The 12,831-nt window shown below is 69.7% G+C and carries 9 protein-coding genes; 7 read left to right on the forward strand and 2 right to left on the reverse strand.

The window, feature by feature from the left end; translation table 11 throughout:
- The first annotated feature begins 105 nt into the window (after positions 1 to 105).
- On the forward strand, positions 106 to 837 hold the full coding sequence (gene recO / locus ACW172_RS16910; protein ID WP_492032600.1) for a DNA repair protein RecO: 732 nt from the start codon (positions 106 to 108) through the stop codon (positions 835 to 837).
- Between the two features lie 47 nt (positions 838 to 884).
- Positions 885 to 3,092 carry a DNA topoisomerase IV subunit A gene (gene parC / locus ACW172_RS16915; protein WP_492032601.1) on the forward strand — a complete coding sequence of 736 codons (2,208 nt, stop codon included), beginning with the start codon at positions 885 to 887 and terminating at the stop codon, positions 3,090 to 3,092.
- Between the two features lie 445 nt (positions 3,093 to 3,537).
- On the opposite strand, the gene ACW172_RS16920 is transcribed toward parC, so the two are convergent.
- Entirely contained in the window at positions 3,538 to 5,001 is a 1,464-nt protein-coding gene (locus ACW172_RS16920; RefSeq protein WP_492032602.1) for a cryptochrome/photolyase family protein, read from the reverse strand.
- Positions 5,002 to 5,225: 224 nt separating this feature from the next.
- Between ACW172_RS16920 and ACW172_RS16925 the strand changes: the two genes are divergently transcribed.
- The 4 genes from ACW172_RS16925 to ACW172_RS16940 are packed head-to-tail and all read left to right on the forward strand — an operon-like array spanning position 5,226 to position 9,930.
- A complete protein-coding gene (locus ACW172_RS16925; RefSeq protein ID WP_492032603.1) occupies positions 5,226 to 6,320 on the forward strand; it encodes a glycosyltransferase family 9 protein in 1,095 nt (364 codons plus the stop codon).
- Positions 6,321 to 6,347: 27 nt separating this feature from the next.
- Positions 6,348 to 7,826 carry a D-glycero-beta-D-manno-heptose 1-phosphate adenylyltransferase gene (gene rfaE2 / locus ACW172_RS16930; RefSeq protein ID WP_492032604.1) on the forward strand — a complete coding sequence of 493 codons (1,479 nt, stop codon included), beginning with the start codon at positions 6,348 to 6,350 and terminating at the stop codon, positions 7,824 to 7,826.
- On the forward strand, positions 7,823 to 8,824 hold the full coding sequence (rfaD, locus tag ACW172_RS16935; RefSeq protein ID WP_492032605.1) for an ADP-glyceromanno-heptose 6-epimerase: 1,002 nt from the start codon (positions 7,823 to 7,825) through the stop codon (positions 8,822 to 8,824). Before rfaE2 ends, rfaD begins: the two co-directional genes overlap by 4 nt.
- Positions 8,821 to 9,930 (forward strand): DUF3089 domain-containing protein, encoded by a 1,110-nt coding sequence (locus tag ACW172_RS16940; RefSeq protein ID WP_492032606.1) that lies wholly within the window; start codon positions 8,821 to 8,823, stop codon positions 9,928 to 9,930. The genes rfaD and ACW172_RS16940 overlap by 4 nt, the downstream gene beginning before the upstream one ends.
- Here the strand turns inward: ACW172_RS16940 and recG are convergent.
- Positions 9,927 to 12,008 carry an ATP-dependent DNA helicase RecG gene (gene recG / locus ACW172_RS16945; protein ID WP_492032607.1) on the reverse strand — a complete coding sequence of 694 codons (2,082 nt, stop codon included), beginning with the start codon at positions 12,006 to 12,008 and terminating at the stop codon, positions 9,927 to 9,929. The genes ACW172_RS16940 and recG overlap by 4 nt on opposite strands.
- A gap of 98 nt (positions 12,009 to 12,106) precedes the next feature.
- On the opposite strand from recG, the gene ACW172_RS16950 reads away from it, so the two are divergent.
- Positions 12,107 to 12,799: a hypothetical protein gene (locus tag ACW172_RS16950; RefSeq protein ID WP_492032608.1), complete on the forward strand. Its 693-nt coding sequence runs from the start codon at positions 12,107 to 12,109 to the stop codon at positions 12,797 to 12,799.
- Positions 12,800 to 12,831: the final 32 nt, after the last annotated feature.

Below are 12,831 nucleotides of genomic sequence, written 5' to 3' on the forward strand. Positions count from 1 at the left end.
GTTATCTATAGTTCCGTTATCAAAGGAGTCGAGCCACATTATCAACCTAGGGGTGATCTCTGCGGTCGGCCTGTTCATGGCTCGGGGACGGGCCTAGAAGACGGTATGGAGTTCCAGGAAGAGGCCTTCGTCCTGTCGGCGCGGGCGCATGGCGACACGGGGGCGGTGGTCGATCTGCTGACCGAGACCCACGGCCGGCACGCGGCCTATGTGGCGGGCGGGGCGTCGCGCAAGATGAAGCCCTTCCTCCAGCCCGGGTCGCGGGTCATCGCCGACTACCGCGCCCGCACCTCGGACCATCTGGGCTCGGCCCGGCTGGAGGCGGTGGGCGAGGGGGTTTCGGCCCTGTTCGATGACCCTCTGGCCCTGACCGGCCTCGCCGCCGCCACCGCCGTCACGCAAGGCGCCCTGCCGGAGCGCGAGGCCCATCCCGGCGCATTCCTCGCCTTCGAGGCCCTGATGGGGGCGTTCCAGATCCCCGAGGTCTGGCCCGCCATCTTCGTCCGCTTCGAGGCCGGGCTGCTGGAGGACCTCGGCTTCGGCCTCGACCTGTCCCGATGCGCCGCGACCGGCACGATGGACGACCTGATCTACGTCAGCCCCCGCACCGGCCGCGCCGTCTCCCGCGAGGCCGGCGCCCCCTATGCCGACAAGATGCTGAAGCTGCCGCCCTTCATGCTCGGCGCCCAGGCGGGCCTCGGCGAGGGCGACGTCGGCGCGGGCCTGGACCTGACCGGTCACTTCCTCGAACAGTTCGTCTTCCACCCCCAGAACAAGCCCCTGCCGCCTGCCCGCGACTGGATGGTGGGCAAGTTGAGGGAACAGGGGCGGCTTTGACCGGGGCGGGCTAGACTTCCTGTTCCGCCTGAGTGATTCGATCCCGCATGACCATCCACACGCCTCCGCCCCCCGAGGGCGGCCGTATCATCGACGAGCCCATGGAGACGGCGCTGAGCCGCCGTTACCTGGCCTACGCCCTGTCGACGATCACCAACCGCGCCCTGCCGGACGTGCGCGACGGCTTCAAGCCGGTGCACCGCCGCATCATGTACACGATGCACCAGATGCGTCTGAACCCGCAGGCCGCGGCGCGGAAGTGCGCCAAGGTCGTGGGCGACGTGATGGGCACCTATCACCCGCACGGCGACGCCTCGATCTATGACGCCCTGGTGCGTCTGGCCCAGGACTTCTCGCAGCGCTATCCGCTGGTCGACGGGCAGGGGAACTTCGGCAACATCGACGGCGATAACGCCGCCGCCATGCGCTACACCGAGTGCAAGCTGACCCCGGCCGCCGTCATCCTGATGGAGGGCATCGATCAGGACTCGGTCGACTTCCGCCCCACCTATGACGACCAGGGCGAGGAGCCCATGGTCCTGCCGGCGGGCTTCCCCAACCTGCTGGCCAACGGCTCGTCGGGCATCGCCGTGGGCATGGCGACCTCGATCCCGCCGCACAATGTCGGCGAGCTGATCGACGCCTGCCAGCTGCTGCTGGACCGACCCGACGCCACCACCGCCGAACTGGCCGAGATCGTGCCGGGGCCGGACTTCCCGACCGGGGGCGTCGCCGTCGAGGGCCACGCCTCCATCCTCGACGCCTATGAGACCGGCCGGGGCGGCGTCCGCCTGCGCGCCCGCTGGGAGACCGAGGACCTGGGCCGCGGGGTCTGGCGCATCATCGTCACCGAGATGCCGTACCAGGTTCAGAAGTCCAAGCTGATCGAGAGCCTGGCCGAGCTGATCGAGCAGAAGAAGGCGCCGCTGCTGGGCGACGTCCGCGACGAGTCCGCCGAGGACATCCGTCTGGTCATCGAGCCCAAGAACCGGACCATCGAGCCCGAGGTCCTGATGGAGAGCCTGTTCAAGCTCTCCGATCTGGAGGTTCGCTTCCCGATCAACATGAACGTCCTGGACGCCACGGGCACCCCGGGCGTCATGGGCCTGAAGGCCTGTCTGCAGGCCTTCCTCGACCACCGCCGCGACGTCCTGGTCCGCCGCGCCCAATGGCGCATCGAGCGGGTCGAGAAGCGACTGCACCTGTTGGAAGGCCTGCGGATCGTCTTCCTCAACCTCGACGAGGTCATCCGCATCGTGCGCGAGGAGGAGCAGCCCAAGGCCGTCCTGATCGCCCGCTTCGGCCTGACCGAGCTGCAGGCCGACTACATCCTCGACACCCGACTGCGTCAGCTGGCGCGGATCGAGGAGATGGCCATCGAGAACGAGCACAAGGAGCTGGCCGAGGAACTGGCCATGCTCCAGGCGCTGTCGACCTCGCCGGCCAAGCAGTGGAAGAAGATCGGCCAGGACCTGGCGGCCGTCCGCAAGGTGATGATCTCGCCGCGCCGCACCACCATCGCCGAGGCCGTCGACACCTCGGCCTTCGTTGCGCCGGAAGCCTATATCCCGCGCGAGGCCATCACCGTCATCCTGTCGGAACGCGGCTGGATCCGCGCCGCCAAGGGCAAGGTCGAGGACCCGTCGGAACTCAAGTTCAAGGAGGGCGACGCGCTCGCCTACCTCGTGCCCGCCTTCACGACGGACAAGATCCTGGTCGCCGCCTCGGACGGCCGGGTCTTCACCATCGGGGCCGACAAGCTGGCCGGCGGGCGTGGCCATGGCGAGCCCCTGCGTCTGATGATCGAGCTGGAGGAGAAGGCCGACATCGTCGCCGTCCTGGCTCACCAGCCGGGCTCCAAGCTGATGGTGGCGTCGAAGGCCGGCTATGGCTTCATCGCCCCCGAGGACGACATGCTGGCCCAGAAGCGGGGCGGCAAGCAGGTGCTCAACGGCGACCTTCTGGCCCTGCTGCGCCTCGGCGCCGCCGACCACGTCGCGACCATCGGCGAGAACCTCAAGACCCTGATCTTCAAGGCGGAAGAGCTGCCCGAGATGGGCCGTGGCAAGGGGGTGAAGCTCCAGTCCTACAAACAGGGCGGGTTGCAGGACATCACCGTCTTCAACGGCGAGATCGGACCCGAATGGGCCGACGGCGGTGGCCGCCGCCGCAACTGGCCCGACTGGAAGGACTGGCTCGGCAAGCGCGCCGGGGCGGGCCGGATGGGGCCGAGGGGACTGCGGAAGTTCCGGTAAGGCCTTCCTTCTCCCCTTGTGGGAGAAGGTGGCTCGCGGAGCGAGACGGATGAGGGGTCACGCAGGCGGCTGACGTCTACGCGTGTGAGCCCTCATCGGTCAGGCCGCACGACCCCTCATCCGCCCCTCCGGGGCACCTTCTCCCACAAGGGGAGAAGGAGGGTTTGCACTCCGGAAAAAACGTTGCACTCGAGTGCACTGGCGGATGTTCGTTATGAAAACCGGCATCCAATCCGCTGATTGAAAACCATTTTCTGAATCCAGAGCTGCCGCCTCGGCTTTGCACTCAGGTGCAACGGCGTGCAGGCGTCATCGGCAATGTCAAAGACCGGAACGCGGCAGTCTACGCCCGTTCCGGAGGGCGCCGAACCGATTGGCGCTGCGGATCGGCAGGCTCTTGATCGGCAAGGGTTTCGTGGGCCGGCGAATGCGAGGTTGAACGCCCTCAGTCCTCGTACTTCGATCGGGCGATGGCCTTGAGGGCCTCCAGAGCCCGGTCCCGCGCCTCGCCGTGGTCGAGGATGGGTTTGGGGTAGTCGGTCCCGAGGCGGACCTTCGCCTTCGCCAGCACGTCCTCCGGCGCGGTCCACGGCGCGTGGATCCATTTGGCGGGGAGGGCGGCCAGTTCCGGGACCCAGCGGCGGACATAGTCGCCGTCGGCGTCGAAGCGCTGGCCCTGGGATGTCGGATTGAAGATGCGGAAGAAGGGGGAGGCGTCGGCGCCCGAGCCCGCGACCCACTGCCAGTTCTGGACATTGTTGGCGAGGTCGGCGTCGACCAGGGTGTCCCAGAACCAGGCCTCGCCCTTGCGCCAGTCGACCAGCAGGTCCTTCACGAGGAAGGAGGCGACGATCATCCGCACCCGGTTGTGCATCCAGCCGGTGGTCCAGAGCTGGCGCATGCCGGCGTCCACGATGGGGTAGCCGGTCTGTCCCCGGGTCCAGGCGCGGAAGCCCTTCGCATCCGTCCGCCAAGGGAAGGCGTCGTACTCCGGGCGGAACGACCGCTCCGTGATCTGGGGGAAGGCGTGGAGCAGATGGGCCGAGAACTCGCGCCAGGCGATCTCGGCGACGAACTTCTCGGCCTCGGCGGCCGGGGCGCGGCCGTCGGCGGCGGCCTTGCGCACCGCCTCGACCACCCGCCACGGATGGACCTCGCCCCAGTGGAGATGGGGCGACAGGCGGCTGCCGCCGACCTCGGCCGGATGGTCGCGGCCGACGGAGTAGGTCTTCAGCGCCGCGTTCGTGAAGGCGTGCAGGGCCTCGACGGCGGCGGCCTCGCCGGGCGTCCAGTCAAAGCCCGTCGACCAGTCGGGCTTTGACGGCGTCAGGTCCCAGTCGTCGATGGCGTCGCTGTCCAGTCCCTTGACCGGCGTCAGTTCGCGGGGCCCGGTCGTGTGGGGCGGCGCCTCGGCCTTGGCGAGCAGGGCGTTCTTGAACGGGGTGAACACCTTGTACGGCCCGCCCGAGCCGGTCAGGATCGAGCCCGGCTTCGCCATCAGGGAGCCGTTGAAGCCGCGGCACTCGACGCCGTCGTCCTTCAGCCCGTGGGCGATGTCGGCGTCGCGGGTCCAGGCCTCGGGTTCGAACAGGCGGTTCATGAAGACGGTGTCCGCGCCCGTCTCGTCGATGAGCCGCCGGAGTTCGCTCTCGGCATGGCCGCGCCTCAGGATCAACGGAGCGCCCCGGGCCTTCAGGCTGTCGGCCAGCGCCCGCAGCGATCCGTCCAGCCACCAGAGCGAGGCCGCGCCCCACGGCCGCCCGTCGCCGGCGCTGTCGAGGATGAAGACGGGGATCACGGGCCGCCCGGTCTCGGCCGCCGCGTTCAGGGCCGGGTTGTCGGCCAGCCTGAGGTCGCGCCGGAACCACAGGATGACGGGCGGGGCGGCGGCGTCCAGGCGGTCGGGCAAACGGTCGGGCTCCTTGCGGGGGGAATCATCAGGCGGGACCGCCATTGGCCGCCCAAGTCCTTCAACGCACAAGACATCCCGGCCGCCAAGGTTTCCTGCTTCAGGGGTCACGTCTTGTCACAAGTGTCTGCTGCAGCGCAGCATTCACGTGGATTTCACGGTTCGGTTGATCTATGCCTGTCAGCGGATCGGCGGGGATCCTGAGAGCAGGGCGGCAGGCAGCAGTGACGAATGCAGAAACGGGCCTTGGGGCAGGTCGCGAAGACCCCGCCGCCGCGTCCGGCAAGACCGTCGTCATCTTCCGCCTGGGCAGCCTCGGCGACACCGTCGCGGCCCTGCCGTGCTTTCATGCCATCGCCCGCCGCTTCCCCGAACATCGCCGTCTGGTCCTGACCAATGTCCCGGTGGCGTCCAATGCCGCCCCCCTGCTGTCGGTGCTGGGCGAGGAGGCGCTGGTGCAGGGCTCCATCGCCTATCCGGTGGGCCTCAGAAACCTCGGCGCCCTGCTGGATCTGCGCGAGCGGCTGAAGGCCCTGAAGGCCGACGCCCTCGTCTATCTGGCCCCGGCCCGGAGCCCCCAGGCCATCCTGCGCGACTGGCTGTTCTTCAAGTTCTGCGGCTTCGGCTCCGTTCTGGGCATGCCCTGGACCCGTGACCTGCGCGAGGCGCGGGTGGACGCGGGCGGGGTGGTCGAGCGCGAGGCCTCGCGGCTGGCCCGCAACATGGCCGTCGACGTCGCCGCGCCCGATCTGGACGACCCGGCCGACTGGAGTCTGGTCCTGTGCGAGGCCGAGCACGCGACCGCGCGCCGGGTGCTGGCGCCGCTGGCCGGCGCGCCCTTCATCGCCGTCAACATGGGCGGCAAGGCGGCCGAGAAGGACTGGGGCGTGGCCAATTGGTACGCCCTGCTGCGTCAGCTGTCCGCGACCGCGCCGGGCCATGGCCTGGTGGTCGTCGGAGCCCCGTCGGACCGGGCTCGCGCCGATGAGCTGGGCGCCGCCTGGGCCGGGCCGGTGCTCAACCTGTGCGGCGACCTGTCCCCGCGCGAGAGCGGGGCGGTGCTGGAACGCGCGGCCCTCTTCATCGGCCATGACTCCGGGCCCCTGCACCTGTGCGCCGTCGGCGGCGCCCCGACCATCGGCCTGTTCGGAAACTACAATCGCCCGATCCTGTGGCATCCCGTCGGCGATCATGTGCGCATCATCCACCGCATGAGCGGTCTGGACCGGATCACCGTTTCCGAGGTCGTCGAGGCCGCCCAGGCCATGCTGCGTCCCGTTCCGACCGAAGGCGCGGCGCCCGCCGCCGAAATGGTCTAAAGCCACTCCGCCGAAGAAGAGTCACCCATGACCGACCCGACCGCCGCCACCGACCCGACGCTCGACCTGGGCCAGCTGCAGATCCTGCTCGACAAGGTCGCGGGGCTGGAGATCGCCTGCGTCGGCGACCTGATGCTTGACCGGTTCGTCTATGGGGAGGTGACCCGCGTGTCGCCCGAGGCGCCGATCCCGGTGCTGAAGACCGCGCGGACGGTCTCCATGCCCGGCGGGGTCGGCAATGTGGCGCGTAACGTCGCGGCCCTGGGCGGGGAATCGCGGCTGGGCGCGGTCATCGGGCCGGACGCCGCGGGCGATGAGCTGGTGGCCCTGATCGCCGCCGAGGACCGGATCGGCGACTTCGTCGAACGGCCCGCGACGGCCTCGACCATCGTCAAGACCCGCTTCGTCGCCGCCGGCCAGCAGCTGCTGCGGCTCGACGAGGAAGAGAAGGCGAAGGCCGTCTTCGAGCGTCAGGACGTCTTCGCCGGCGCCTCGGCGATCCTGTTGTCCGACTACGACAAAGGGGTGGTGACCAACGCCCTGATCCAGTCGGCGCTGGCGGCCTCCGCCGCCTCCGGCGCGCCCATCGTGGTCGATCCGAAGGGGCGCGACTTCGCCCGCTACGGCGCGGTCGATGTGATCAAGCCCAACGCCTCCGAACTGGCCGGGGCCACCGGCATGGCGGTCGGGACCGACGCCGAGGTCGAGGCGGCGCTGGCCTATCTGCTGTCGATCACCACAGCCAGGGCCATCGTCGTGACCCGCGCCGGCAAGGGCATGTCCATCGCCAAACGCGGCGAGCCCATCGTTCATCTGCCCGGCCGGGCGCGCGAGGTCTTCGACGTCTCGGGCGCGGGCGACACCTGTATGGCGTCGCTGGGTCTGGCCCTGGGCGCCGGGGCCTCGCTGGAGCGGGCCGTGGAGTTCGCCATCCTCGCCTCGGGCGTGGTCGTCGGGAAGAGCGGCACCGCCGTCGTCACCCCGGCCGAGCTGATCGAGGCCGAGATGAGCCAGCACGCCTCGCTGGCCCAGGCCAAGGTCACCCCGGTCGAGGAACTGGCCGGCCGGGTCGAGACCTGGCGCCGTCAGGGCCTGCGCATCGGCTTCACCAACGGCTGTTTCGACATCCTGCACCGCGGCCACGTGGCCTATCTGGCCCAGGCGCGCAGCTGGTGCGACCGGCTGGTCGTGGCGCTGAACACCGACGAGTCCGTGCGTCGGCTCAAGGGCGACGGCCGTCCGGTCAACGATCTGGACAGCCGCGCGGCCGTCATCGGCGGTCTGGCCAGCGTCGACGGGGTGACCGCCTTCGACGACCCGACCCCCATCGCCCTGATCGAACGCCTGCGCCCCGACGTCCTGATCAAGGGCGCGGACTATACGCGCGAGGGCGTCGTCGGTGGCGATCTGGTCGAGAGCTGGGGCGGCGAGGTCAAGCTGGCCCAGTTCCAGGACGGCTATTCGACCACCAAGACCATCGAAAAACTGTCGGGAGATGCGGCATGAGCCGTCGGATGATCGTCGTGACCGGAGGGGCCGGCTTCATCGGCTCCAACATCGTCGCCCGGCTGACGGGCGAGGACCGCTACGACGTCGTCGTCTGCGACCGCATGGAGACCGCCGACCTGGCCAAGTGGAAGAACCTGGCCAAGCACCCGATCGCCGACTTCTGGGAGCCCGAGGACCTGTTCGAACAGCTCGAGCGATACGCCGAGTCGATCGAGGCCATCGTCCATATGGGCGCCATCTCGGCGACGACCGAGCAGGACGCCGATCTGATCATGCGGACCAACTTCATCCTGTCGCGCGACCTGTGGGACTGGTGCTCGATCCGCGACGCCCGCTTCATCTACGCCTCCTCGGCGGCGACCTATGGCGATGGCGACGGCGGCTTCGAGGACGACGACAGTCTGGAGGGCCTGGCCGCCCTGCGCCCGCTGAACGCCTACGGCTATTCCAAGATGCTGTTCGACCAGTATGCGGCGCGCCAGTCGGACCGCGGCCAGTCGCCGAGCCAGTGGGCGGGGCTGAAGTTCTTCAACGTCTATGGCCCCAACGAGGGCCACAAGGGCACGATGAAGTCGGTCGTCGCCCAGATCTGGCCCAAGGTCGCGGCCGGTGAGACCGTCACCCTGTTCCGCTCGCACAACCCGAACTATCCGGACGGCGGCCAGATGCGCGACTTCGTCTTCGTCGAGGACGTGGTCGACATCATCGCCTGGCTGCTGGACAGTCCGCACGTCTCGGGCGTGTTCAATGCGGGGTCGGGGCAGGCGCGGTCCTTCCTCGACCTGGCCAACGCCACCTTCGCCGCCGCCGGCAAGACCCCGGCCATCGACTATGTCGACACCCCGGTCTCGATCCGCGACCGGTATCAGTACTTCACCGAAGCCCGGATGGAGCGGATCCGCGCCGCCGGCTATCCCGGCCAGTCGACGCCGCTGGAAGAAGGCGTGCGCCGCTACGTTCAGGACTTCCTGTCCCAGGCGGATCAATACCGGTGACCCGTCGGCGGCTGACCTTTCGCCAGTGGATCGGCTGGCTCGGGTTCGCGATAGTCTTCATCGTCGCGGCGGCGACGGCGGTCTGGCGGGGTGACATCCTGAAGGCGGGGCTCGACCCGCAGGTGCCGTTCCAGACCTACCGTCCGCCGCCGGCTCCGGACTATGCCAAGCCTTCCAGCTGGGCGCTCAGCGAGGCGCGGGCGCCGGGGGCGGACGAGGCGGCGGTCTTCTTCGTCCACTCCACCACCTATGACGGCGGCCGCGACTGGAACGGGCCGATCGACGACAGGGACGCCGACGCCTATCTGCGCCGGGTGGTCATTCCCAACTATGCCGGGCCGTTTGAGCGGGCCGGGGCGATCAGCATCCCGCGCTATCGTCAGGCCAGCCTCTATACACGGCTGACCCTGCGCACCGACGCCCGCGACGCCCGGGCCTTCGCCTATGGCGACGTACTGAAGGCCTTCGAGACCTGGCTGGCGCGGCATCCGACCGGGCCGATCGTCCTGGCCGGGGTGGAGCAGGGCGGCGACCTCCTGGACCGGCTGGTTCGCGCCCGGGTCGCGCCCGACGCGGCCCTGCGCCGCCGTCTTGTCGCGGCCTATCAGATCGACACCCTGGTCGCCGTGGACCAGATGAGCCCCGATGTTCCGCCCTGCGCCTCGCGCCGCCAGACCGGCTGCGTGGTCGGCTGGTCCCAGGTCGGGGAGGGCGACGATGGGGCGGCGGAACGGCGGCTGCGCCGGGCCCTGGTCTGGAACGCGCGCGGCCGGCTGACCGAGTTGGACGGGCGCAGGACCCTGTGCGTCAATCCGGTCAGCGGGGCCGCAGACGAACAGCCCGTGCCCGCCCGCCGCCACCTGGGCGCCGCCAACGCCACGGGGCTGGAATGGGGAGTCCGCCCCGCCTTCCTCGACCGGCTGATCGCCACGCAGTGTCGGGGCGGCCTGCTGCGTCACACCACGCCGGAGTCCGAGGCCTTCAAGGAGGTCGGCGACTGGGCGGACCGCAGGAAGGCGAGGCAGTACAATCTGTTCTATGCCGATGTTCAGGCTGACGTTCAGGATCGTTTGAACGCCTGGAAGGCGGCGAACCCGGGCGGCTAGTCCAGACCCGGCCGGTCGTTGCGCCAGTCGAACAGGGCCTCCAGCGTCTTCACCGCCTCGCCGCGCGGGGTGAGCAGGTCCGGGTCGCGGCCGAGAACCAGCCGGGCGTCGTCGGCGGCGGCCAGCATCAGGCTGCGGTGCCGGATCGGATCGGCGAAGCGGTAGGCGGGGAAGCCGCTCTGCTTCAGGCCCAGGGGATCGCCGCCGCCGCGCAGGCGGAAGTCCTCCTCGGCGATTTCGAAGCCGTCCTCGGTGCGCCGCAGGGTCTCCAGCCGTTCCTTCGCCGTCTCTCCAAGCGTATCGCCGTACAGCAGGATACAGGCGCTGGCCTTGGCCCCGCGCCCGACCCGGCCGCGCAACTGGTGCAGCTGGGCCAGGCCGAAGCGGTCGGCGTGTTCGATGACCATGATGGAGGCGTTGGGCACATCGACGCCGACCTCGACCACGGTGGTGGCGACCAGGATGGGGATGCGGCCGTCGGCGAAATCGGCCATGACCGCCTCACGCTGGGCGCCCGGCATCTGGCCGTGGGCCAGACCGACCTCGACCTGAAGGATGCGGCGCAGGTCTTCGGCGCGGGCCTCGGCGGCGGCGAGGTCGGTGGCTTCGCTCTCGGCGACCAGAGGACAGATCCAGTAGGCCTGGGCGCCGCCCTCGATGGCCGCCTTCAGCCGCTTGGCCACCTCGCCGATGCGCGAGCCGGGAAGGACGGCGGTGGCGACGGGCGTGCGGCCGGGCGGCTTCTCCATCAGCCGGCTGACCTCCAGCTCGCCATACTGGGTCAGTTCAAGCGTCCGGGGGATGGGCGTCGCCGACATGGTCAGCAGATGGACGCCGCCGCTGCGCGGATCGCCCTTGGCCTGAAGCCTCTGGCGCTCGTTGACCCCGAACCGGTGCTGTTCGTCGATCACCGCCAGACCCAGCCGGTCAAAGCGGACCGCGTCCTGGAACAGGGCGTGGGTGCCGATGGCGACCTGGGCGCGGCCGGTGGCGAGGGCGTCGAGCCGCTCGCGCCGCTCCGCCGTCGTATCGCGGCCGGTCAGCAGGACCGAGGCGATGCCGGCGGCTTCCAGCATCGGCGACAGGCGCTGATAGTGCTGGCGGGCGAGGATTTCGGTCGGGGCCATCAGGGCCGCCTGGAAGCCGCTGGAGGCCGCGTCCGCCATGGCCAGCGCCGCGACGGCCGTCTTGCCTGAGCCGACGTCGCCCTGCAGCAGCCGGCCCATCTGCTCGCCGCCGGCCAGATCGGCGCGGATCTCGGCGACGGCCTGCGCCTGCGCTCCCGTGAGGGTGAAGGGCAGGGCGGCGAGAAGGGCGTCGGAGGCCTCGCCCGGGCGGATCACCGGCGCGGGGGTGATCTGGCGCGCGCGGCGGCGGCGGGCGAGGGCCAACTGGTGGGCGAACAGCTCATCATAGGCCAGCCGTTGCCGCACCGGGGCGTCGGGCTCCAGATCGCGCTCGCCGGTCGGGGCGTGCAGGGCCTCCAGCGCCGGCCGCCAGCCGGGCCAGTTCTGTTTCGCGATCCAGGCCGGGTCCTGCCATTCGGCCAGTTCGGGGGCCGCCGTGAGGGCCTGTAGCGCCAGCTTGCGCACCACGCGTGAGGTCAGGCCCGCCGTGGCCGGATAGACGGGTTCGACGGTGGGGATCTCCTCGCCCTGATCCAGCGGCACGATCCAGTCGGGGTGCAGGATCTGCACCTCGCCGTTGAACCGCTCGACCTTGCCCGAGACCAGCCGCCGCTCGCCGCGCGGCAGCTGGCGGTCGATGTGCTGGGGCGAGCCGCCGAACCAGACCATGTGGACATAGCCGGTGTCGTCCGAGGCCCGGACCTTGAGCGGGGCGCCCGGCCGCGAGGGCACGAATAGCCGGTCGACGACCACGTCGAACACCCCGACCTCGCCATCCACGGCCTCGGCGGCAGTGGTGCGGCGACGGGTGATGACCCCGGACGGGCTCAGGAACAGGACGTCGCGCACCAGCGGGCCGGCCAGCTTCTGGATCAGGGGTGCGACCTTGGCCCCCACCCCCTTCAGGGTCGTGGCTTCGGCGAACAGGGGGAAGAGGGCGGGCGGGCGCATGTCAGGCGAATTCTTCCGCGCACAACGCGCAAGGGTTGCGAACGATGTTATGCGGGAGCAGGATCGCCGTCATCCAGACAGCGCGGAGGGAGCGGCCCATGTCGGTTTCGGATCTGCAGAAGAATCTCATCAAGAAGGGCTACGACGCCGGCATCGTGGACGGCAAGCTGGGCGCCCTGACCTTTCAGGCTCTGGCTGCGTTCATCACCGACGGCAAGGCGCCGAAGGGGACGGGTGATCTGCTGGCCCTGGCCCTGCGCAAGGTCGTCACGGAGCGCCTGGACTATATCCATTTCTTCGCCCAGGTCGCCCACGAGAGCAATTTCAAGCCCGTCGAAGAGAGCCTGAATTACTCGGCGACAGCGCTGGCCAAGTTTGTCCCCAAGAGAATGACCGCCGCCCAGGCCCAGCAGTATGGCCGCACCGCTGCCCATAAGGCGGATCAGGTCGCGATCGGAAACACCATCTATGGCGGCGCCTGGGGCGAGAAGAACCTCGGCAACACCCAGCCCGGCGACGGCTATCTGTATCGCGGGCGGGGCCTGATCCAGCTGACGGGGCGGGGCAACTACGCCAAGCTGGGCGCCGCCTATGAGCTGAACCCGGATCTGCTGCTGACGCCCGCCGGATCGGTCACCGGAGCCGTCGACTTCTGGAAGTGGAAGAAGGTCAGCGTTCCGGCCCTCGCCGACGATGTTCGCGAGGTCACCCTGCGGGTCAACGGCGGGTACAACGGCCTGGACGAGCGCACGGCCTTGACCAACAGGATCAAGGCGATCTGGCCCGCGTGATGTTGGCAGGAGGCGTCCGTTCCTGACGCCGG

The sequence above is a fragment of the Brevundimonas sp. ALps5 genome, from assembly GCF_058681645.1.

Coding starts and splice junctions, on each gene's coding strand:
- recO (WP_492032600.1), top strand. CDS start 106: ATGGAGTTCCAGGAAGAGGCCTTCGTCCTGTCGGCGCGGGCGCATGGC.
- parC (WP_492032601.1), top strand. CDS start 885: ATGACCATCCACACGCCTCCGCCCCCCGAGGGCGGCCGTATCATCGAC.
- rfaE2 (WP_492032604.1), top strand. CDS start 6,348: ATGACCGACCCGACCGCCGCCACCGACCCGACGCTCGACCTGGGCCAG.
- rfaD (WP_492032605.1), top strand. CDS start 7,823: ATGAGCCGTCGGATGATCGTCGTGACCGGAGGGGCCGGCTTCATCGGC.
- recG (WP_492032607.1), bottom strand. CDS start 12,008: ATGCGCCCGCCCGCCCTCTTCCCCCTGTTCGCCGAAGCCACGACCCTG.
- ACW172_RS16950 (WP_492032608.1), top strand. CDS start 12,107: ATGTCGGTTTCGGATCTGCAGAAGAATCTCATCAAGAAGGGCTACGAC.